The sequence below is a fragment of the Kribbella sp. NPDC058245 genome, assembly GCF_042882005.1.
Taxonomy (GTDB): domain Bacteria; phylum Actinomycetota; class Actinomycetes; order Propionibacteriales; family Kribbellaceae; genus Kribbella.
Genome location: NZ_JBHVWY010000019.1, coordinates 168,785 through 188,611 on the forward strand (window position 1 = coordinate 168,785; position 19,827 = coordinate 188,611).

Genomic DNA, 19,827 nt, shown 5'->3' on the forward strand with positions numbered 1-19,827 from the left:
CCAAGATGAAGGGCAGTGCATGAAGCTCCCGGTCACGTCGTACGGCGAAACTGGTACGCCGGTCGTGGTCATGCACGGCCTGTTCGGCTCGGGCCGGAACTGGATGACGGCCGCCCGCCGACTCGCCGGGCAGCACCGCGTCTTCGCGCTCGACCTGCGCAACCACGGCTCGTCACCGCACGTGGACACCATGAGCTACCCGGAGATGGCCGACGACGTCCGGGAGACGATCGAGAGCCTCGGTACCGGCCCGGTCACGCTGGTCGGGCACTCGATGGGCGGCAAGACCGCCATGCTGACCGCACTGCTCTACCCGGGAGTGGTCGAGCGGCTGGTCGTCGTCGACGCTGCTCCGGTCACCTACCCGCCCGCGTTCGTCGAGTACGCGCAGGCGATGCGCAACGCCGATCTCTCGTCAGTGCAGCGTCGCGCCGATGTCGACGCCCAGTTGGTTGACGCCGTACCGACGCCGGGGACGCGAGCTTTCCTGCTGCAGAACCTCATCCTCGACGACACGGGCGCCCGCTGGCGGCCCAACCTGCCGGTGATCGAGGCCGCGCTGCCACAGATCTCCGGCTGGCCGTTCGGTCTCGAGGGCCGGCACTACGACGGGCCGACGCTGTTCATCTACGGCGGCAAGTCGGACTACGTCCAGCAGGACCACCGAGCCACGATCGCGTCGTACTTCCCACGCGTCCAGTACGCCGAGGTCCCGGAGGCCGGCCACTGGGTGCACGCCGAACGCCTCGACGACTTCCTCGCCGCGCTCGTGCCGTTCCTGCCGTGAGTGTTAGGCGTTGACTGGATCAACTGTGCGGCGGTAAGTTTTCAACACGGCTCGCTCGTCGGGGGTGTTGATGATCCGTTCGTTCGCGGTGGGAGACGGTCCCGAGCTGGCCGCCGCCTGGACCGCCGCGGCGCCGGCCGACCCGATCGGGTACCCGCGGTTCCGCGACCTCTTCCTGCTCGACCGGAACTTCGACCCGGCCGGCCTGAAAGTTGCCGTCAGCAACGGCCGGATCGTCGGCGCCGCGTACGCCGTCCGCCGGCTGATCGCAGTCACCGGCGCGGACCTGGAGCCGGCCACCGGCTGGATCCCCTTCTTCTTCGTTCATCCCGACGCGCGCGGTCGCGGTCTCGGCCGGGCGCTGCTCACGGCCGCGATGGACTGGCTCCGCGAAAGGGGATGCGCCGAGGTCTACTTCTCGTCGTACACGCCGAACTACTTCCTGCCCGGCCTCGACCGCCCGCGCTACCCGGCAGCTGAGCGCCTGCTGACATCGCTGGGCTTCGAACCCGGGTACGACGCGGTCGCGATGGACCGGAGTCTCATCGGGTATGCGATGCCGGCCGAGGTGGGCAAACGCCTCGACGAGTTGGTGGGGGAGGGCTACAGCTTCGGTACGCCGACCGGTGACGAGCTGACCGCGTTGATCCACCTGGCCGGCGCGGAGTTCACTCCGGACTGGGCTCGGGCGATCCGTGAGGCGGTCGTGGCCGGGATGCCGCTGGACCGAATCGTCGTGACGCGTGATCCGGATGGACGCATTCTCGGGTGGGCTCAGCATGCGACGTACGAAGGTGTGATCGAGCGGTTCGGCCCATTCGGCGTACTGCCTGAATGTCGTGGCACCGGTCTCGGCAAGCTCCTGCTGCACCTCACGCTGACGCGCATGGCCGCGCTCGGCGCCCACAGTGCGTGGTTCCTGTGGGCGGGCGAGCAGTCCGCCGCCGGCCGTCTCTACCTGAGCACCGGCTTCACCATCACCCGCACCTTCACCATCCTGCGTGCCAACGTCTGACGGGAGTCACCCATGACCAGAACCGTGCTCGCCATCGGCGCCCACATCGGCGACATGGACCTGACCGCCGGTCCGACCCTGGCCAAGCTGATCCTCGACGGCGCCAACGTCACCATCGTCGCCCTCACCCCCGGCGAACGCAGTCATCCGCGACTTGCGCCGGCCGAGTACAAGAAGCAGAAGATCGCCGAAGGCGAAGCGTTCGCCACCGCGATCGGCGCCGACTTCATGGTCCTCAATCACAGCGAAGGCTTCCTCCCCGACACCGACGAGGCGGCGATCGAACTGGCCACGATCATTCGCGACCAGCAACCCGACACCCTCATCACCCACTGGCATCACAGCGCCCACCGAGACCACGAGCACGCCGCCCGCCTCACCATCCGAGCCCGCTACCTGGCCGACCTCGCACTGGACCCCACCGAGCTAGGCCCCCTGGCAGACCTCCCCAGGCACGCCACCCGCACCCTCCTCCACACCGAGAACTGGCAGGACATGGACGGCTTCCACCCCACCCTCTACGTCCCCATCCCCGACGAAGCCTTCTACCGCTGGATCTCGGCCATTCGCCACCAACCCTTCGCCCGCGGCGAACACGGTTTCCGCCACATCGACTACTACACAGCCCTCCTCACCACCCGAGGCTGCCTAGCCGGCTACCCCCGAGCCGCCGCCTTCCACACCACCCCAACCCCCGAACTAACCAAACTCCCCGCCCCGTAAGGACGCTGATCGCGCACGCCGTGCCCTCCCGCCGGTGGACGGTCCGGTGGACCCAGATTCCATGGAAGTTGCCACGAAATCGTCTAGCTGGATAGACTGAATCCATGGGGAGTCAGAGAGTCTTCGATGCGACGGTCTCTCGTGAGGGCCGATGGTGGATGGTTGAGGTTCCTGAGCTGGACGGCATCACCCAGGCGCGCAGGCTCGACGAGATCGAGCAGGTCGCGCGGGAGTACGTTGCCCTGACTGCTGACCTGCCGCTGTCACAGGTGCAGGTGAGGTTCTCCGCGATCGACGCGGCAGGGCACGACCTCCTCGATGCGAAGGCGCTCGTCGAGGATCTGCGCGCGCAGGCCAAGAAACTGGAATCCCTGGTCGCCGACTTCAGCCGCGAGCTCGCCTCGGCGTTGACCAGCGCGGACGTTCCGGTACGCGACGTCAGCAATGTTCTCGGCGTCTCCCATCAACGCGTATCGCAGTTGGTCCAGGAAGCAGAAGAGGTGTCGTCACAGCTCGCCGACGTGGTGCGCGAGGTCATCGCCGACTACCGGCATGACCTTCTGATCCGTGGCAAGGACGGACGACTGCATCGCATCGTAGAGGTTGTGCCATCCGAACAGGGGAAGACATGAAGATCAGACGGTTTCCGGGTCAGCTCGTTTACAGTGAAGGCATGGATGACCAGCAGGTCGCCGAGCTGCGACGTCGCTTTCCGTGGTTTGGTTTGGCCAGCATCGATGAGCCCGACCTGTCAGTGCGGTATCGCGAGATCCTCGCGGACGCCCGCAAGGACCGTGAGATTGTTGAGGCGATCGAGGCTGTCCGGCGGGGTGCATGACTGCGTTGCTCTGTGATTCAGGCCCGTTGATTGCCATGTTCAGTGTCCGCGACCTGAACCACGAGCGCTGCGGGAACTTTTTGCTGGGATGGTCAGGAACGCTGCTCGTTCCTGAACCTGTGCTGGGCGAGACCTGCAATTTTCTCCGCAACAACGTGCGCAACGGTCCGTCCCTTGAGGTTCAGCTTCTCGAGGCAGTGACGGGGCGAACCGAAGCTTTCGAGGTGGTCGACCCGGCTCCTGAGGATCGATTGCGTGCTGCTGAGCTCAGCGCGCAACTGGTCTCGGGGCCGTTGGGTTATGTCGATGCTGTGATCCTGGCGCTGGCCGAGCGGCTGCAGGTGCCGGCGATCGCGAGTGTCGATTTCAAGTTCCTCGGGATGGCAACGCCGGTCTCCCGTCTGCAGCCATTGCGGTGGGTTCTGCAGGAACAGTGACACGACGGGGTCACTGTTCCTCGGGATGAGCCGGGCGTAGGTGGTGCGTGGCGCGGCAGGCCCCACGCACCGAAGAGACTACGAGGCGTCGGCTTTGCGGACCCAGACTTCGCGGATGATCAGGAGGATGGCAGCGGCTGAGGGGATGGCCAGCAGGGCGCCTACTACGCCGAGGAGGGCGCCGCCGAGGAGGGCGGCGATGACGGTGACGGCGCCGGGGATGTCGACGGCTCGGCGCATGATGCGGGGAGCTACGACGTAGTTCTCGATCTGCTGGTAGATGATGCCGTAGATGAGGCAGGCGATGCCGGTCCAGAGACCGCCCGTGAAGCCGATCAGGGCGACGATGACGACGCCGATCAGGCCGCCGACCATCGGGATGAAGTCGCAGAACATGACGACGATCGCGAGGGCGACGGCGTACTCGCGCAGGCCGACGATCTCGAGGAAGAGGAACATCATCACGCCGGCGATCAGGGCGACCAGGAACTGGCCGCTGACGTAGCCACCGACGCGGGTGAGGACCTCGTCGCCGAGGATCGAGACGCGGGTACGGCGGGTGCGCGGCACCAGGCTGTAGGCCGCTCGCTTGACCGAGGGGAGCGAGGCCAGGAAGTAGAGCGTCAGGATCAGGATCGTGAAGGTGTTGAAGAGGGCACCGGCGACGACCTTGCCGACGCCGAGGATGCCGCCGAAGGCGCGTTGCGCCAGGGCCGGGTCCTGGATGTACTCCTGGGCCTTCTGGATGAAGTGGTACTGGTTGTCGAAGTTCTTCAGCGTCTTCGACTTCTGCAGGAGGTCGAGCCACCCTGGGGCGTTCGTGATCAGGCCGTCGATCTGGTCGGTGACGACCGGGACGATCGCGAAGCCGACGCCGGCGACGGCGAGGATCATCAGCAGGAAGACGACGCCGACCGAGAGGCCGCGCTTCAGGCCGCGGCGCATGAACCACTCGACGAGCGGGTTCAGGCCGACCGCGATGAACATCGAGACCAGCAACAGGATCAGCACCGAGCTGGCGCGACCGAGGGCGTTCCACAGGCCCCACGCGAACAGGACGCCGAGGGCCGCGAAGAACCCGAAGACGAACGGGTTCGACCGGCGGATCGGCGGACCGGGCTTGCCCATGCCCTCGTCGGGGTGGCGTTCGTCGATCAGCAGTTCGCCGGAGATGTCGTCGTCGGTGGTCTCGAGGTCCTCGGCCCTCTCGACCGTGGCGACGGCCTTGTTCGCCGCGGCCTCGGCCTGCTCGGCCGAGGTGCCGGCGTCGTCGGCCGAGTCGTCCGCCTGGTCGGCGGACTCCTCGGCGTCGTCGGCGGACTTCTCCGCGTGCTCAGCAGCGGCCTCGGCGTGCTCGGCGGCCGCTTGGGCCTCGCGGGTCGCCGCGGCGAGTTCTTCCGGAGTGGTCGCTGTCGAGTTGTCGTCGCCGGCTGGCGTCACATCGTGTCCTTCGGGGATCGCGCGCTGGTCTTGCGGTCCACCGAATTCTCCTGGGCGTCGAGGTCATCGAGGCGGAACTCGTCGATCCTCGTCGAGTCGACCGGCTGGTCATCGCCGTCAGCATCGTCGGCGTCGGCCGGCCCACCCGAGGACTTGCTGGTCAGCTGCTCAGCGATTGCCGGGTCCACCCGAAGACTGCTGTCGATCCGCGTCTCGTCGACCCGGGCCTCACCGGCGTCCGATCCGACGAACGGGCTCGAACCGGTGAACGGTCCGCCGTCGTCGAGCGCCGGGTCCGCGGCCGCCGTACCGGCGCCGAAGGCGTGGCTGTCGGTGCGGGGCTTCGGCGCGAAGGGGCTGTCACCCGTCGGCTTCGAGTCCGCGACGGGCTCGACAGCCGGCGAGGTGAACGGGTTGTCGGTCGACGGCGTGAACGAGCCACCCGCCGTACCAGGTCCGCCCGCCGAAGGGGAGACCCCATCCACAGAAGCGGAAGCGGAAGCCGGAGCTGGGGCCGAGCTCAGCGCGCTGGAGTCCGGACGGCTGAAGGGATTCACGTACGGCGTGACCGGCGCCGTCTCGGAGTCGAGTTCGGCCGCCTGGCGGGCGATGTTGCTGGCGATCTCGTTCAGACCGGCGATCTGGGTCAGGATGCCGTCACGACGCTTGGCGAGCCGCTCGGTCTCGCGGGCGACGATCGTGCGCGACCGCTCGGCCTCGTCGGCGGCGTTGGCGAGTTCGGACTCGGCGCGGGTGCGGGCGGTGCTCAGTACCTGCTCGGCCTCGCGGCGGGTCCGGCTCAGGGTCCGCTCGGCGGACTCCTCGGCCTCGGCGCGGATCTTGCGGGCCTGCTCGGTCGCCTCGGCCACCCGGCGCTCGGAGGCCTCGGCGGCCTCCTTCATCTGGGTGGTCAGGTTCTCGGTGTCGGCCGCGATCTGCTGGTGCTTGTCGGCCAGCTCCTTGGCCTGCTGCTCCCGCTCGTCGGCGAGCCGGGCGCGCAGGGCGGCCGACTCGCGCTGGATCGCGGTCCGGATCTTCTCGGCCTCGTGCAGCGCGCCGTTCTTCAGCGTGCTGGCCTGCGACTCGGCGGTCAGCGTGAGCTGCTCGGCCTTGCGGCGCGCGGCCTGCAGCACCTCGGCGCCCTCGGTCTCCGCGGTACGGCGGAGCTCGGCGGCATCACCTTCGGCGGTACGACGCATGCTGTCGGACTCGTTGAGGGCAACCGTCCGGATGTCCTCGGCCTCGCGCTCACCGGTCGCCCGCTGCGCAGCGGCCTCCTTGGCCGCGGTGGTCCGCAGCTCCTCGGCCTCGCGCCGGGCCTCCTCGAGCGCCTCGGCCGCCTGGTCCTGGGCGAGCCGCAGGATCTGCGCGGCCCGGTCACCGAGACCGGCGTACGACGGGTTGGCACTGGCCTCGAGTTGACGGCGCGTCTCGTCGAGCTGCCGCTGGATCGGAGCAACGCTGCCCTGCAGCTCGTCGGCCCGCGTGCGGACCTCCACGAGCTGCATCTCCAGGGCGCGAACGTAGTCGTCCACGGCTTGCTTGTCGTAGCCACGCCGACTGACCGGGAAACCTCCGGCCGCGGTCGCAGTGCGGTCGAAGAACGGCAGGCTCGACTCGTCAGGCATTCCTGAGTTTCCCTTCTGGCGGCTCAGCTGAATCCCCCAGCTTAAGCCTGTCAGACGGAGGCCCTGACCAGCCAATCGGGCCCCCGCCTAGAACAACTCAGCGATTGCGGAACCGATCGATCGCCTGCTGGTGCCGCGCCCGCAGCTCAGGATCCCGGACACCGAGACCCTCGGCCGGTGACAGCGTCAGGACGCCGACCTTGCCCTGGTGCAGGTTGTGGTGGACGTCGTACGCGGCCTGGGCGGTGTCCTCGAGGGAGTAGACGCGGCTGACGGTCGGGTGCACCATCCCCTTGGCGATCAGGCGGTTGGCCTCCCAGGCTTCGCGGTAGTTGGCGAAGTGCGAGCCGACGATGCGCTTCAGGTTCATCCAGAGGTAGCGGTTGTCGTACTCGTGCATGTAGCCGGACGTCGAGGCGCAGGTGACGATCGTGCCGCCCTTGCGGGCCACGAACACCGAGGCGCCGAAGGTCTCGCGGCCCGGGTGCTCGAAGACGATGTCGGGGTCGTCGCCGCCGGTCAGTTCGCGGATCCGGGCGCCGAGGCGCTTCCACTCCTTCGGGTCCTGGGTCGACGGGTCCTTCCAGAACTTGTAGCCCTCGGCGGACCGGTCGATGATCAGCTCCGCACCCATCGCGCGGCAGATCTCGGCCTTCTCCGGCGACGACACCACACAGACCGGGATCGCGCCGCCGTTGAGTGCGAACTGCGTCGCATACGACCCGAGCCCGCCGGACGCGCCCCAGATCAGTACGACGTCGCCCTGCTTCATGTTCGCGCCGTTGGACGAGACGAGCTGCCGGTACGCCGTGCTGTTCACCAGCCCGGGTGATGCGGCCTCTTCCCAGGTGAGGTGGGCCGGCTTCGGCATCAGCTGGTTGGACTTCACCAGCGCGATCTCGGCGAGGCCGCCGAAGTTGGTCTCGAAACCCCAGATCCGCTGCTCGGAGTCCATCATCGTGTCGTTGTGCCCGTCGGGGGATTCGAGCTCGACCGACAGGCAGTGCGCGACCACCTCGTCGCCGGGCTTCCAGGCGTTCACGCCCGGGCCCGTCCGCAGTACGACGCCGGCCAGGTCCGAGCCGACCACGTGGTACGGCAGGTCGTGGCGGGCGGTCAGCGGCGACAACTTCCCGTACCGCTTGAGGAACGAGAAGGTCGAGACCGGCTCGAAGATCGACGTCCAGACGGTGTTGTAGTTGATCGCGCTCGCCATCACCGCGACCAGCGCCTCACCCGGGCCGAGCTCGGGCGTCGGGACGTCGTCCAGATGCAGGCTCTTGCGCGGGTCCTTCTCCTTGGCGTCCAGACCTTCGAACATGTCCGCCTCGTCGGCGTGCACGGTGATGCCCCGGTAGTGGTCCGGTACGTCGATCCCACCTACCGCCGCACTGTCGCCGGCGAGGATCGCATCGAGGATCTGCTTCACGTCGTACCTCCTGCAAGGAGCGGACTGGTGAGCGGACGTTACCGTTGAGTATGCCTCGCGGGCTGTGCCTTGTGACACAGTTCGGCACCGGTGAGACCACCGTCACTTTTCCAGTCCACCGTTGTCAGTGGTCCCATAAATCAAACAAGCACAGTCACCGCAAGCGCGTGTGCAACCGCACTTGCGTGAAGTCGTCGCCAGACCGCAGTTGGGCGAGATCGCAGAGCTGGTTGGCGAGCCAGACGCCCCGGCCGCCGAGTCCGTCCAGCGGCGGCATCACCCGGCCGACGAGCAGGTTGTCGATCCGGCCGCGGTCGGCCACGTCGCAGACGAGCGAACCGTTCTCGATCCAGACCGACAAGGCACCGCGGCCGCCACCGAAGCGGATGCTGTTGGTGCAGATCTCGTGCAGCGCCAGCCCGAGGTCGTCCATCCGGTCCCGCGACACCCCGTGCGACGACGCCTGCCCGTTCACCCACTTCCGGACGTCGCCGAGATCGGCCAGCCCGAACTCCCACCGCTCGGCCCGATCCGGTACGTCGTTCAGTGGTGTCCGGAAGGTCTTCTCGGCCAGCGCCTCGGCTCCCGAGTGGGAAGCGGTGGGGCCGACTCCGGTTACTGCCGCGAAGGGACAGCAGAGGCGGAAGCCCGAGTCGCCGGTGAAGGCGAGGTCGGTCAATCCCTCGTGCAGCAAGGCTTCGTCGTACTCGGCCGTGGTCCGGCCCGGGTACATGGACTCGCTGAGGCCGTAGACCGGGCGGCCGCCGGACTGCGTGAGGACGTCGCGCCAGAACGGGATCAGCCGGGCGGGATTACGACCGGTGGTCGTCATATCGATAAAACGCAGCTGCGCGGCCGATGCTCCGAGGGCGTCGCGCAGCATGGCGATCCGGTCCGGCGGGAGTACCGCCACGATCGCCGCGTCCGTCGCCAGGCCGTCGTGCACGAACGGTGCCGACAGTCGCACGAACTCTTCGTCGCCGGAGTAGACGAAGGCTTCGTGCTGGAAACCCGCCGGCACACCGTCGAGAGAGTCGGTGGCGCTGTCCTTCAGCACTCGAACAGCGTAGTCCGCAAAATCCAACTCTGAAGGGGATAGAGCGCGCCGTCACCGGCTGTTGGCCAGCCGTAACACGCCGCCGTAACACTCAGGCGGGCTGTACGAGTTCAACCAGTACGCCGCCGGCCGACTTCGGGTGGATGAAGTTCACCCGGGATCCGGCGGTACCCCGGCGCGGTTCGTCGTACAGGAGCTCGGCCCCACGGGAGCGCAGTACGGCGGAGACCTGGTCGATGTCGCGGACCCGATAGGCCAGCTGCTGGATGCCCGGCCCGCGCTTGTCCAGGAACTTGGCGATCGGCGACGCGTCCGACAGCGGTGCGAGCAGCTGGATCGAGGAGCCGGAGGCGCCGACCGAGAGCATCGCCTCGCGGACGCCCTGCTCCTCGTTGACCTCCTCGTGCGCGACCGTCATCCCGAAGACGTCGGCGTAGTGGCGCACGGCCGCGTCGAAGTCCGGTACGGCGATGCCGACGTGATCGATCGCCTCGAAGAGCTCGTCCATCCCTTCACCCTAAGACTGCGTTGAGGCAATACGTCGTTCGTGTGACCCGTTCGACAGACGCGTACCAGTGCCGCCGCAGGTATCGTGACAGCATGTCTGACACGCAGAACCAAAGCGTCATCGTGGCCGGCGCGCGTACCCCGATCGGGAAGCTGCTGGGCGGTCTGAAGGGCTTCACCGGAGCCGAGCTCGGTGGGTTCGCGATCAAGGGCGCGCTGGACAAGGCCGGCGTCGCGCCGGACCAGGTCGAGTACGTGATCATGGGCCAGGTGCTGCAGGCCGGCGGCGGTCAGATCACCGCTCGCCAGGCCGCGGCCAAGGGCGGCATTCCGATGAGCGTCCCGGCGATCACCATCAACAAGGTGTGCCTGTCCGGCCTGAACGCGATCGCGCTCGCCGACCAGCTGATCCGCGCCGGCGAGTACGACGTCGTCGTGGCCGGCGGCATGGAGTCGATGACGAACGCGCCGCACCTGCTGCCGAAGTCCCGTGAGGGCTTCAAGTACGGCCAGGTCGCCCTGAAGGACTCGATGGAGTTCGACGGGCTCTGGGATGCGTTCACCGACCAGCCGATGGGCGCGCTCACCGACCAGGCCAACAACGAGGGCATCAAACTGACCCGCGAGGAGCAGGACGCGTTCGCCGTCCGCTCGCACGAGCGGGCCGCGGCCGCCTGGAAGAACGGTCTGTACGTCGACGAGGTCGTGCCGGTCGAGGTCCCGCAGCGCAAGGGCGACCCGATCGTGATCAGCGCCGACGAGGGTGTCCGTGCGGACACCTCGCTCGAGGTGCTGGGCAAGCTGCGGCCCGCGTTCGGCAAGGACGGCACGATCACGGCCGGTTCGTCGTCGCCGATCTCCGACGGCGGCTGCGCGGTCGTCGTGATGAGCAAGGCCAAGGCCGAGGAGCTCGGGCTGTCCTGGATCGCCGAGATCGGTGCGCACAGCTCGGTCGCCGGTCCGGACTCGACGCTGCAGAGCCAGCCCGCCAACGCGATCGCGAAGGCGTGCGCGAAGGAAGGCATCGAGCCGGCGGCACTCGACCTGGTCGAGATCAACGAGGCCTTCGCGTCCGTCGGGATCGCGTCCACGCGTGAGCTCGGGGTCGACGCCGACAAGGTGAACGTGAACGGTGGCGCGATCGCTGTCGGCCACCCGATCGGGATGTCGGGTGCGCGGCTCGTGCTGCACCTCGCGCTCGAGCTCGGTCGTCGTGGCGGCGGCGTCGGCGCGGCCGCACTCTGTGGTGGTGGCGGTCAGGGTGACGCGCTCATCGTTCGCGTGAACAAGAGCTGATGCCACGCCGCACCCCGCCGGTAGCGGAGCTGGTCGAGCGTGCCCGGGAGGGAGACTCCCGGGCCGTCGCCCGGCTGATCTCGCTGGTCGAGGACGAGTCACCGCTGCTGCGCGAGGTGATGGCTGCACTCTCCCCGTACGCCGGTCATGCGCACATCGTCGGGATCACCGGCTCACCCGGCGTGGGCAAGTCCACGTCCACCTCGGCGCTCGTGACGGCGTACCGGGGAACCGGGAAACGGGTGGCTGTTCTGGCGGTCGATCCATCGTCTCCGTTCTCTGGTGGTGCGTTGCTGGGCGACCGGGTGCGGATGCAGGACCACGCCCTGGACAAGGGCGTCTACATCCGGTCGATGGCGTCGCGCGGTCACCTGGGCGGGCTGTCGTGGTCGACGCCGCAGGCGTTGCGGGTGCTGGACGCGGCCGGGTTCGACGTGGTGTTCGTGGAGACGGTCGGGGTCGGGCAGTCCGAGGTGGAGATCGCCGGGATGGCCGACACCACGATCGTGCTGCTGGCGCCCGGGATGGGCGACGGGATCCAGGCGGCCAAGGCCGGCATCCTCGAGGTCGGCGATCTGTACGTCGTGAACAAGGCCGACCGTGATGGCGTCCAGAACGTCACTCGCGACCTGCGGCACATGCTGGCGCTGGCCGAGCGGGCCGAAGGTGCGTGGGTGCCGCCGATCCTGAAGACGGTGGCCTCGCGCAACGAAGGCATCGACGAGGTCGTGACGGCGATCGAGGACCGGCTGACCTGGATGCGCGGCAACGGCGTACTGGACGAGCGGCGACGCTCCCGGGCCCGCGACGAGATCGAGGCGATCGCGATGACCGCGCTGCGGACCCGGTTCGCGCATCTGCACGGTGATGCGCGGCTCGACGTACTGGCCGCGAAGGTGGCCGAAGGCAACACCGATCCCTACAGCGCGGCCGACGAACTGATCGCTGCCCTGTGATTTAGGTCTCGGTACTGCGACAGAGGGCCACCTTCTGTCACACCGTGTAATCGGGCTCCGAAGATTGGGCTACTGTCCCGTATTCGGGCAAATGTGCCACTATGTGGTCACTGTCTGCGATCCGCGTCTCATCACGGCGCGCCGATAGGTGCCATGCCCCCGGATCCGTTACACAATGGAGCTTGTAGCTGGTGAGCATTGTGCGGTGGGCTGTGTTCAGTCAGTGACAATTCGTGACGGTCCGTGATACAAACTCACAACACAGTCGACCCAGTGGTTGGAACGAGGAGTGGTGACATGCCGAAGAAGCTGTTGATCTGGGCTCTCATCGCCTTTGCCGGCTTCTATCTGTTCACGCAGCCGACGAACGCCGCCGACGCGGTGGGGGGCGCCTTCTCCGGAGTCGGTGATCTGTTCGGGAGCGTGATCACGTTCCTGACCGCGCTGTTCAACTGATCTGACGCCCAAGTGTCCCGTGACGAGCGATCGTGCGGGACACTTGTTGTACGGGGTCACACAGCGGGATCAGCAGACGCGTGACAGGGGAGTGAGCGGATGGCCGGAATTGGCCTCTTCCGGATGTTCGATCCGAAGGTACGGCGCCATCTGATCTCGGACGAGGGCGAAGTCGTCATCGACGAGGTTCGGCAGCACTGGGTCGTGTTCACGGTCCCGATGCTGGAGGTGCTGCTCGCGGCCGGGCTGCTGATCACGATGGTGACCACGCCGATCGGCGGGCAGCCGGTGCTGCTGGCGATCTGCCTGGTGCTGCTGACGCACTCCTTCTGGACCTTCCTCACCCATCACCGCGACCGCTTCGTGGTGACGAACATGCGGGTGATGCGGATCCGCGGCGTCTTCTCGCAGACCGTCGCGACCACCCCGATCGCGCGAGTCCTGGACATCACGCTGCAGAAGCCGATCATCGGGCGGATGCTGGGCTACGGCCACTTCGTCTTCGAGTCCGCCGCGCAGGACCAGGGCTTCCGCGAGATCAAGTGGGTCAGCCGGCCCGACGACCGCGACCTGACCATTCAGCGTGTCATCCAGCGCACCGGCCTGCGAGCCTCGGCCAGCGTCGACGTGGTCCAGAGCGACGAGGACTCCGACGACGACGGCACCGGCCCGATCGGGATGGACTCGGCCCAGGAGGTCACCACGACCACCGCGGCCCCGGCGCACCACTCGCGCCCCGCGCCGAGCAGTTCGCCGTCCGCCTCGAAGTCGATCTTCAACAGCGATCGTGGGAACTGGACCGACGACTGAACTCCTCGATCCGGCCTTGCTGATGGCGGCGTTCGGCCGCGGTCGCGGGCTCGGATCGGGACAGCTCGTCGACGGCCTCGCGATAGCGATGCAGACGCGCCAATAGCTCGGCCCGTACGGCGTGAGTCCGGGGACCCTGCTGTCGTTCGAGAAGGGTCAGTCCGGCCTGCGGGCCCTCGGCCTCCGCGGTCGCGACGGCGTGGGCCAGCTCTGCGGCGGGTGTCGGAGCGACGGAGAGCAGAAGGTCGTAGAGGCGGACGATCTCGCGCCAGTCGGTGATCGAGTACGCCGGTGCGCGCGCGTGCTCGGCCGCGATCGCGGCTTGCAGCTGATAGGGATCGGCCTGCCGGTCTGAGCGTTCCAGCGAGTCGTTCAGCAGTGAGATCCCGCGGGTGATCGCCGCCGCGTCCCACAGCGCGCGGTCCTGCCGATCGAGCGTGACGACCTCGCCATCAGCATCAAGCCGTGCTGGTCGGCGCGCCTCAGTGAGCAGGAGCAACGCCAGTACGGCGGTTGGCATCGGCTGGTCGGGGAGTAGTCCGTGCAGGAGCTCGGCCAACCGGATCGCCTCCGTGCACAGATCCAGGTTGTACGCCGGTTCTCCGTCGGCCGGCGCATGTCCGGAGGTGTACAGGCCGTGGACGACCGCACAGACCGCGGGCAGCCGGTCAGCGAGCTCGGCCGCGGGCGGAACGCGGTACGGGATGTTGGCGGCCGCGATCTTCTGCCGGGCGCGGGTCAGGCGCTTCGCGGTCGCGGCCTCGCTGGTGAGCATGACCGCGGCGATCGCGCCGGCGGAGAGCCCACACAGCGTTCGCAGCGCGAGCGCGACCCGAGTAGGCGGCGAGAGTGTGGGATGGCAACACGTGAAGATGAGCCGCAGTAGGTCGTCGTGCACGGTTTCATCGGACTCGACCGACTCGACGGAGACTGCTGGAACCTCAGCCGGTGCCGGGCGGGTCAGCTCCAGGAGTTCGGTCCCCGCCCGTTCCTTGTCTCCTCGGGCGCGCTCACGACGCAGGATGTCGATCGCCTTGCGGCGCGCAGTGACGGTCAGCCAGGCGCGCGGCTCCGGCGGTACTCCCGTGACCGGCCAGGCGCCGAGAGCCGCCAGGGTGGCTTCCTGGACGGCATCCTCGGCGAGCTGGACGTCGCCGACGGTCCGGATCAGGGTGGCGAGGATCCGCGTGCCCTCGATCCGGATCGTGTCGGCGATGGCGCCAAGGTAGATCGGTTCAGCCATGGGTTATCTGGCGTTGATGACCGGGCGGACCTCGACCGCGCCGTTCCAGGCGGCCGGGAGCTTGGCGGCGATCGCGATCGCTTCCTCCAGGTCCTCGGCCTCGATCAGGTAGTAGCCGGTCAGGGCTTCCTTGGTCTCGGCGTACGGCCCGTCGGTGGTGACGACCTGTCCGCCGCGCGCGCCCTCGACGCGGACCACGGTGGCGGTCGTCGTCGGGTGCAGCACAGCGCTGGCCTTGATCTGCCCGGCGTTCTCGATCGCGAACTGCCGGTACTCCGCGAGCTCGGCGGCCTGCTCGGGGGCCCACCAGTCGACGTCGGCGGTGTAGGTGAGTGCGAGGTACTGCGTCATGATGCGGCTCCTTCGGTCAGGACCACTCTGGTCCCTCGGAAAGGGAACGAACAGCACCTCGCCATCAGGACACTCTCATTGAGTCGCTTCCGTGAGGCGCCCACGGAACGCCTGGACGACGTCCTCCGAGCCGACGGTCTGGATGGCCTCGTTGCCGGTGCGCCCAAACAGCCACAGGTAGACCGAGCCCGGATCGCCGTAGATCTCCGCGGCCGAGTCGCCCTCGGATCCTTGCGTCACGGTGACGCTGGTGGCGTCGGCGCCGACGGTCCACGAGCGGCCCTCGGCGGTGATCCGCAGGGTCGCGTCGATCGGGTACTTGGTCCAGCTCTCGTCCCACCACGGACCGCCGAGGCTGGGGTACAGGAGCTCGTCGATCCCGTCCAGGGCGAGCTCAGCGGCGATCGGCGTGACCACGTCGTGCGCGAGCTCGGCGTCGATCCGGTGCACGACGGTCTCCAGCGCCATCCGCCGGTACCAGAAGCCCGTCGTAGTGTCCTTCGGGCTGAAGGTCCAGGTCTGCTGGGTCGTGCCGGCCTGCTTCAGCGCAGCGATCACCGCCGCCAGACCTTCGTCGTACAGCTCGAAAGCGTCGTGCTCGTCGATGCCCTCCGGCGGCCAAGGCTTCGGCAGGGCTCCTAGCTTCAGGACCTCGACCTTGTGCAGGTAGACCTGCGCGACATGCCGGACGACGGTCTCGACCGTCCAGCCCGGGCAACTCGGAACCGGCGCCTCCAGGCCGAGCTGGGCGACCTCACGCAGGCGGGCGGCCTCGGCGGTGAGCTGTTCGAGGTAGTACTCGGCGGACAATCCCATGTCTGTACCCATGTCCGGACCCTCCCACAGGCCGCCGACAGTTACTCTTCAGTTCATGGCGAGGAGACGGGCGTTGCCGTTCGATCCGATCGACGAGGCGTCGCGGCAGTGGGGTCAGCGGTGGGGCGCGGTCGAGCAGATGCGCGCGGTCACGTCGTTGATGCGGGCCCAGCAGATCGTGATCGGCGAGCTGGACGACATCCTCCGCAAGCACGGACTGACCTTCGCGCGGTTCGAGGCGCTGGTGCTGCTGACGTTCTCCCGGCGTGGTTCGCTGCCGCTGGGGAAGATGGGCGAGCGGCTGCAGGTGCACCCGACCTCGGTGACGTCGATCGTCCGGCGGCTGGAGGCGGCGAACCTGGTGCTGCGGATCCCGCACCCGGACGACGGTCGCGCCGTCCTGTGCGAGATCACCCAGGAGGGCCGGGACCTGGTCGAGCGGGCGACCGCGGACCTGGTCGCGGCGGACTTCGCGCTCAAGGGCCTGAGCGACGAGCAACTGAAGATGCTCTGGTCGGTGCTCGAGCCGCTGCGGCAGAGCGCCGGCGACTTCAGCTGACTCTGCTCACCAGTAGTTAACGGGCTTCTGTGGGTTGGAAATAGTTGGACGTCCAAGTATTTTGGGACCATGGACGCCGAGCAGATCGCAGCCGGCCGCAGCCGGTGGCAGCAGCGGTACGACGCCGCACGCAAGCGGGAGGCGGACTTCACCACGCTCTCCGGCACCGAGGTCGAGCCCGTCTACGGCCCGCCCGAGGGGGCGACCGATCCGCGGATGGAGCGGATCGGCTGGCCGGGCGAGTTCCCGTTCACCCGCGGTCTGCACGCGACCGGGTTCCGCGGCAAGCCGTGGACGATCCGGCAGTTCGCCGGCTTCGGCAACGCCGAGCAGACCAACGAGCGCTACAAGATGATCCTGAACGGCGGGGGCGGCGGCCTGTCCGTCGCCTTCGACATGCCGACGCTGATGGGTCGCGACTCCGACGAGCCGAAGGCGCTCGGCGAGGTCGGCCACTGCGGTGTCGCGATCGATTCGGCCGTCGACATGGACCGGTTGTTCAACGGCATCCCGCTGCAGGACGTCACCACCTCGATGACGATCTCCGGTCCCGCCGTACCGGCCTTCGTGATGTACCTGGTCGCCGCCGAGCGGCAGGGCGCGGACATCTCCAAGCTCAACGGGACGCTGCAGACCGACATCTTCAAGGAGTACATCGCGCAGAAGGAGTGGCTGTTCCCGCCGGAACCGCATCTGCGCCTGATCGGCGATCTGATGGAGTACTGCGCCGCCAACATCCCGGCGTACAAGCCGTTGAGCGTCTCCGGCTATCACATTCGCGAGGCGGGATCGACGGCCGGCCAGGAGCTCGCCTACACGCTCGCCGACGGTTTCGGGTACGTCGAGCTCGGCCTCGACCGTGGTCTCGACGTCGACGTCTTCGCGCCCGGTCTGTCGTTCTTCTTCGACAGTCACCTGGACTTCTTCGAGGAGATCGCGAAGTTCCGCGCGAGCCGCCGGATCTGGGCGCGCTGGATGCGTGACGTGTACGGCGCCAAGACGGACAAGGCTCAGTGGCTGCGTTTCCACACCCAGACCGCCGGTGTCTCGTTGACTGCCCAGCAGCCGACACTGAACGTCGTACGGACTGCTGTTGAAGCCCTGGCTGCCGTCCTGGGTGGCACGAACTCGCTGCACACCAACGCTCTTGACGAGACGCTTGCCCTGCCGACCGATCAGTCGGCCGAGATCGCGCTGCGCACGCAGTCGGTGCTGATGGAGGAGATCGGCGTCACCAACGTCGCCGACCCGCTCGGCGGCTCGTGGTACGTCGAGGCTTTGACCGACAAGATCGAGGCCGAGGCCGAGGAGATCTTCGCGCGGATCAAGGAGATGAGCCCGGACGGCACGATGACCGGAGGCATCCTGCGCGGCATCGAGGACGGCTGGTTCATGGCCGAGATCGCCGACGCGGCCTTCGAGTACCAGCAGAAGCTCGAGAAGGGCGAGAAGAAGATCGTCGGCGTGAACACGCTGACCGACACCGTCTCCGGCGGGCTGGAGATCCTCCGGGTCAGCCACGAGGTCGAGGTCGAGCAGTGCCGGGTGCTCGCGACGCGCAAGTCCCAACGCGACGAGGACCTGGTACGGCGTACGCTGGCGGCTCTTGTCGAAGCGGCCAGGGGGACTGGCAACCTGATCGAGCCCATGCTGGAGGCTGCGCGTGCGGAGGCCACGATGGGGGAAATCTGTCACGTTCTTCGGGACGAGTGGGGCGAGTACCGAGAGCCCGCCCGCTTCTGAGGCAGTAGTACCGGCAGAACCCTCAGCTGCAGCGCGCGTTCAGGCGGCGGCAGGTCCGCCTGACGGGCGAGCGGTCGTGGTCTGTGGTTCGGACCGGACCATGCTGCGGGTCGTCACCGAGCTGGTGAGCTCGGGCGAGCGGGTCGTGGCGGTCGTCAACCCGGCCTCGCGGCACTACGACCGGATCAGCGAGCTCGGCGCCCAGGTGATGGGCGTCCGGGTGATCAGTGAGTCGTTGCTGCGCCGGGCCGGGATCGACGCCAACGACGGCGAGGCGTCGACGGCGCGGGCCTTGGTGTTGCTGGACACCGACGACGTCCACAACGTGCACACGGCGCTGACCGCGCGCGACATGGATCCAGGGCTGCGGATCATCGTGCAGATGGTCAACCCGCGGCTGGGCAAGCAGTTGCACAGCCTGCTCGGCGACTGCGTGGTCATCTCCGGCCCGTCGCTGGCCGCGCCCGCGTTCGTGGCGGATGCGCTGGAGGACGACGAGCTCACGTGGCTCGACATCGGCGACCGGCGGCTGGTCGCAGGACAGGCCGAGCTGATCCGCGAACCCCATCTGACTGTCCTTGCCGACACGACCTCGTCCGCGACGCCCGTGCTGCTGCCCGAGGCGAGTGCGGATCCGAGTGGCGACATCGTGCTCGGTACCGGGATCCGCACGGTCTGGCGGACTCGCGACGTCCGGCGGGCCGGCTGGATCATGGCACTCAGCGACGTGCTCGATCGCCGGGTACGACGGATCGCGGCGGTGATGGCGATGCTGGTGATCATCGGAACGGTGCTCACGCATTTCATCGCCAGGATCGACTGGCTGCGGGCGCTCTATCTGGTCGCCGGGGCGGTCACCTCGGCCGGAATCGAGGACAACGTGTTCTCCGACGCGGCACCGTGGGCGAAGGTCGCGGCCGTGATCGTGCAGCTGACCGGCATCGTGCTGGTCGCGTTGCTGACCGCGGTGATCGTCGACTCGCTGATCGGCGCCCGGCTGTCTCGCGTGATCGGTGGGGTCCGCGGCCGGCCGCGCAACCACGTGGTCGTCTGCGGCCTCGGTACGGTCGGCGCCCGGGTGCTGGAGATCCTGTCCGAGCGTGGAGTCGCGGTGGTCGGCGTCGAGAAGGACGACGATGCGCCCGGCGTACAGACTGCGCATCGGCTGCGGATCCCGGTCGTGATCGGTGACAGCAGCAATGAAGAGACGCTGCGATCTGCTGGGGTTCAGCGGGCGCAGTCAGTGCTGGCGCTGACCGATGGCGACATCACCAACCTCGAGTCCGCGATGGTGGTCCGGGATCTCAATCCGGACGCGCGGATCACGATGCGGATGTTCGACCACGACCTGGCCCAGCGGGTCGAGCGGCGGCTCGGGCTCGGCCACAGCCGTTCGGTGTCGATGCTGGTCGCCCCTGCGATCGCGGCTGCGGCGGCCAACCGGCGCAGTCAGGTGACCGTGCCGGCCGGTCGGCGCGTCCTGCTGCTGACCGAGGTGACCGTGGAACCGGCCTCGGTCGCGGTCGGTCTCCGGCTCGGTGAACTCGACGAGGCCGGCGGGCTCCGGGTGCTCGCCCACAAGCGTGACACCGACCCCTGGGACTGGACCCCGGCGTACGACCGGCCCCTGCGCGGTGGTGATCGGATCGCGGTCGCTGGGACGCGGAGCGGCCTGGCGCGACTACTCCTGGCTACCCGGGCACCCAACGCTTGAGTAGCGTCGGAGAGGATAGACC

General features: G+C 68.0%; 21 protein-coding genes. 13 read left to right on the forward strand and 8 right to left on the reverse strand.

The annotated features are described in order from the left end of the window. Positions 1–19: 19 nt before the first annotated feature. The 6 genes from ACFVWG_RS35455 to ACFVWG_RS35480 all read left to right on the forward strand — a co-directional run bounded on the left by ACFVWG_RS35455 (position 20) and on the right by ACFVWG_RS35480 (position 3,800). The gene (locus ACFVWG_RS35455; RefSeq protein ID WP_391547851.1) at positions 20–787 is read left to right on the forward strand and encodes an alpha/beta fold hydrolase; all 768 of its coding nucleotides are present in this window, start codon (positions 20–22) and stop codon (positions 785–787) included. 70 nt (positions 788–857) lie between these two features. Beyond that, complete coding sequence (locus tag ACFVWG_RS35460; protein ID WP_391547852.1) at positions 858–1,802, forward strand: GNAT family N-acetyltransferase; 945 nt, start codon at positions 858–860, stop codon at positions 1,800–1,802. A gap of 12 nt (positions 1,803–1,814) precedes the next feature. Further along, on the forward strand, positions 1,815–2,525 hold the full coding sequence (locus ACFVWG_RS35465; RefSeq protein WP_391547853.1) for a PIG-L deacetylase family protein: 711 nt from the start codon (positions 1,815–1,817) through the stop codon (positions 2,523–2,525). Positions 2,526–2,629: 104 nt separating this feature from the next. Then, on the forward strand, positions 2,630–3,157 hold the full coding sequence (locus ACFVWG_RS35470) for a hypothetical protein (RefSeq protein ID WP_391547854.1): 528 nt from the start codon (positions 2,630–2,632) through the stop codon (positions 3,155–3,157). 41 nt (positions 3,158–3,198) lie between these two features. Next, a complete protein-coding gene (locus tag ACFVWG_RS35475; RefSeq protein WP_391547855.1) occupies positions 3,199–3,363 on the forward strand; it encodes a hypothetical protein in 165 nt (54 codons plus the stop codon). Further along, on the forward strand, positions 3,360–3,800 hold the full coding sequence (locus tag ACFVWG_RS35480; protein ID WP_391547856.1) for a type II toxin-antitoxin system VapC family toxin: 441 nt from the start codon (positions 3,360–3,362) through the stop codon (positions 3,798–3,800). Before ACFVWG_RS35475 ends, ACFVWG_RS35480 begins: the two co-directional genes overlap by 4 nt. Before the next feature lie 78 nt (positions 3,801–3,878). Here the strand turns inward: ACFVWG_RS35480 and ACFVWG_RS35485 are convergent, their stop codons facing one another. From ACFVWG_RS35485 to mce, 5 genes are all read right to left on the reverse strand, one after another. Beyond that, the gene (locus tag ACFVWG_RS35485; protein WP_391547857.1) at positions 3,879–5,240 is read right to left on the reverse strand and encodes an AI-2E family transporter; all 1,362 of its coding nucleotides are present in this window, start codon (positions 5,238–5,240) and stop codon (positions 3,879–3,881) included. Further along, positions 5,237–6,868 (reverse strand): transposase, encoded by a 1,632-nt coding sequence (locus ACFVWG_RS35490; RefSeq protein WP_391547858.1) that lies wholly within the window; start codon positions 6,866–6,868, stop codon positions 5,237–5,239. The genes ACFVWG_RS35485 and ACFVWG_RS35490 overlap by 4 nt, the downstream gene beginning before the upstream one ends. A 97-nt stretch (positions 6,869–6,965) precedes the next feature. Next, positions 6,966–8,297: a crotonyl-CoA carboxylase/reductase gene (gene ccrA, locus ACFVWG_RS35495; protein WP_391547859.1), complete on the reverse strand. Its 1,332-nt coding sequence runs from the start codon at positions 8,295–8,297 to the stop codon at positions 6,966–6,968. Positions 8,298–8,451: 154 nt separating this feature from the next. Beyond that, entirely contained in the window at positions 8,452–9,354 is a 903-nt protein-coding gene (locus tag ACFVWG_RS35500; protein WP_391547860.1) for an anti-sigma factor RsbA family regulatory protein, read from the reverse strand. Between the two features lie 91 nt (positions 9,355–9,445). Then, on the reverse strand, positions 9,446–9,862 hold the full coding sequence (gene mce, locus ACFVWG_RS35505; protein ID WP_391547861.1) for a methylmalonyl-CoA epimerase: 417 nt from the start codon (positions 9,860–9,862) through the stop codon (positions 9,446–9,448). Positions 9,863–9,954: 92 nt separating this feature from the next. Here mce and ACFVWG_RS35510 point away from each other — a divergent pair, with 92 nt between their 5' ends. The 4 genes from ACFVWG_RS35510 (at position 9,955) to ACFVWG_RS35525 (ending at position 13,379) form a co-directional block, all read left to right on the forward strand. Continuing rightward, entirely contained in the window at positions 9,955–11,157 is a 1,203-nt protein-coding gene (locus tag ACFVWG_RS35510) for an acetyl-CoA C-acetyltransferase (RefSeq protein WP_391547862.1), read from the forward strand. Next, positions 11,157–12,113, forward strand: coding sequence for a methylmalonyl Co-A mutase-associated GTPase MeaB (gene meaB / locus ACFVWG_RS35515; RefSeq protein WP_391547863.1), 957 nt, complete (start codon positions 11,157–11,159; stop codon positions 12,111–12,113). The genes ACFVWG_RS35510 and meaB overlap by 1 nt, the downstream gene beginning before the upstream one ends. A 297-nt stretch (positions 12,114–12,410) precedes the next feature. Then, positions 12,411–12,569, forward strand: a complete 159-nt coding sequence (locus ACFVWG_RS35520) for a hypothetical protein (protein ID WP_165956841.1) — start codon at positions 12,411–12,413, stop codon at positions 12,567–12,569. Positions 12,570–12,668: 99 nt separating this feature from the next. Further along, positions 12,669–13,379, forward strand: coding sequence for a PH domain-containing protein (locus ACFVWG_RS35525; protein ID WP_391547864.1), 711 nt, complete (start codon positions 12,669–12,671; stop codon positions 13,377–13,379). On the opposite strand, the gene ACFVWG_RS35530 is transcribed toward ACFVWG_RS35525, so the two are convergent. The 3 genes from ACFVWG_RS35530 to ACFVWG_RS35540 form a co-directional block, all read right to left on the reverse strand. Continuing rightward, positions 13,345–14,622 carry an RNA polymerase sigma factor gene (locus ACFVWG_RS35530; protein WP_391547865.1) on the reverse strand — a complete coding sequence of 426 codons (1,278 nt, stop codon included), beginning with the start codon at positions 14,620–14,622 and terminating at the stop codon, positions 13,345–13,347. The two genes, ACFVWG_RS35525 and ACFVWG_RS35530, sit on opposite strands and share 35 nt — an antisense overlap. 3 nt (positions 14,623–14,625) lie before the next feature. Next, positions 14,626–14,973 carry a YciI family protein gene (locus tag ACFVWG_RS35535; RefSeq protein ID WP_391547866.1) on the reverse strand — a complete coding sequence of 116 codons (348 nt, stop codon included), beginning with the start codon at positions 14,971–14,973 and terminating at the stop codon, positions 14,626–14,628. A 75-nt stretch (positions 14,974–15,048) separates the two neighbouring features. Further along, entirely contained in the window at positions 15,049–15,801 is a 753-nt protein-coding gene (locus ACFVWG_RS35540) for a maleylpyruvate isomerase family mycothiol-dependent enzyme (RefSeq protein WP_391547867.1), read from the reverse strand. A 43-nt stretch (positions 15,802–15,844) separates the two neighbouring features. Here ACFVWG_RS35540 and ACFVWG_RS35545 point away from each other — a divergent pair, with 43 nt between their 5' ends. From ACFVWG_RS35545 to ACFVWG_RS35555, 3 genes are all read left to right on the forward strand, one after another. After that, positions 15,845–16,348 carry a MarR family winged helix-turn-helix transcriptional regulator gene (locus ACFVWG_RS35545; RefSeq protein WP_391547868.1) on the forward strand — a complete coding sequence of 168 codons (504 nt, stop codon included), beginning with the start codon at positions 15,845–15,847 and terminating at the stop codon, positions 16,346–16,348. 69 nt (positions 16,349–16,417) lie between these two features. Further along, on the forward strand, positions 16,418–18,091 hold the full coding sequence (locus tag ACFVWG_RS35550; protein ID WP_391547869.1) for a methylmalonyl-CoA mutase: 1,674 nt from the start codon (positions 16,418–16,420) through the stop codon (positions 18,089–18,091). Then, positions 18,012–19,805, forward strand: a complete 1,794-nt coding sequence (locus ACFVWG_RS35555; RefSeq protein ID WP_391547870.1) for an NAD-binding protein — start codon at positions 18,012–18,014, stop codon at positions 19,803–19,805. Before ACFVWG_RS35550 ends, ACFVWG_RS35555 begins: the two co-directional genes overlap by 80 nt. Positions 19,806–19,827: the final 22 nt, after the last annotated feature.

Excerpts from the sequence above, each read along its gene's own strand:
- ACFVWG_RS35465 (WP_391547853.1), top strand. The coding sequence starts at position 1,815 with ATGACCAGAACCGTGCTCGCCATCGGCGCCCACATCGGCGACATGGAC.
- ACFVWG_RS35480 (WP_391547856.1), top strand. The coding sequence starts at position 3,360 with ATGACTGCGTTGCTCTGTGATTCAGGCCCGTTGATTGCCATGTTCAGT.
- ACFVWG_RS35490 (WP_391547858.1), bottom strand. The coding sequence starts at position 6,868 with ATGCCTGACGAGTCGAGCCTGCCGTTCTTCGACCGCACTGCGACCGCG.
- ACFVWG_RS35535 (WP_391547866.1), bottom strand. The coding sequence starts at position 14,973 with ATGACGCAGTACCTCGCACTCACCTACACCGCCGACGTCGACTGGTGG.
- ACFVWG_RS35460 (WP_391547852.1), top strand. The coding sequence starts at position 858 with ATGATCCGTTCGTTCGCGGTGGGAGACGGTCCCGAGCTGGCCGCCGCC.
- ACFVWG_RS35540 (WP_391547867.1), bottom strand. The coding sequence starts at position 15,801 with ATGGGTACAGACATGGGATTGTCCGCCGAGTACTACCTCGAACAGCTC.
- meaB (WP_391547863.1), top strand. The coding sequence starts at position 11,157 with ATGCCACGCCGCACCCCGCCGGTAGCGGAGCTGGTCGAGCGTGCCCGG.
- ACFVWG_RS35510 (WP_391547862.1), top strand. The coding sequence starts at position 9,955 with ATGTCTGACACGCAGAACCAAAGCGTCATCGTGGCCGGCGCGCGTACC.
- ACFVWG_RS35475 (WP_391547855.1), top strand. The coding sequence starts at position 3,199 with ATGGATGACCAGCAGGTCGCCGAGCTGCGACGTCGCTTTCCGTGGTTT.
- ACFVWG_RS35455 (WP_391547851.1), top strand. The coding sequence starts at position 20 with ATGAAGCTCCCGGTCACGTCGTACGGCGAAACTGGTACGCCGGTCGTG.
- mce (WP_391547861.1), bottom strand. The coding sequence starts at position 9,862 with ATGGACGAGCTCTTCGAGGCGATCGATCACGTCGGCATCGCCGTACCG.
- ACFVWG_RS35520 (WP_165956841.1), top strand. The coding sequence starts at position 12,411 with ATGCCGAAGAAGCTGTTGATCTGGGCTCTCATCGCCTTTGCCGGCTTC.
- ACFVWG_RS35470 (WP_391547854.1), top strand. The coding sequence starts at position 2,630 with ATGGGGAGTCAGAGAGTCTTCGATGCGACGGTCTCTCGTGAGGGCCGA.
- ACFVWG_RS35550 (WP_391547869.1), top strand. The coding sequence starts at position 16,418 with ATGGACGCCGAGCAGATCGCAGCCGGCCGCAGCCGGTGGCAGCAGCGG.
- ACFVWG_RS35525 (WP_391547864.1), top strand. The coding sequence starts at position 12,669 with ATGGCCGGAATTGGCCTCTTCCGGATGTTCGATCCGAAGGTACGGCGC.
- ACFVWG_RS35545 (WP_391547868.1), top strand. The coding sequence starts at position 15,845 with ATGGCGAGGAGACGGGCGTTGCCGTTCGATCCGATCGACGAGGCGTCG.
- ACFVWG_RS35530 (WP_391547865.1), bottom strand. The coding sequence starts at position 14,622 with ATGGCTGAACCGATCTACCTTGGCGCCATCGCCGACACGATCCGGATC.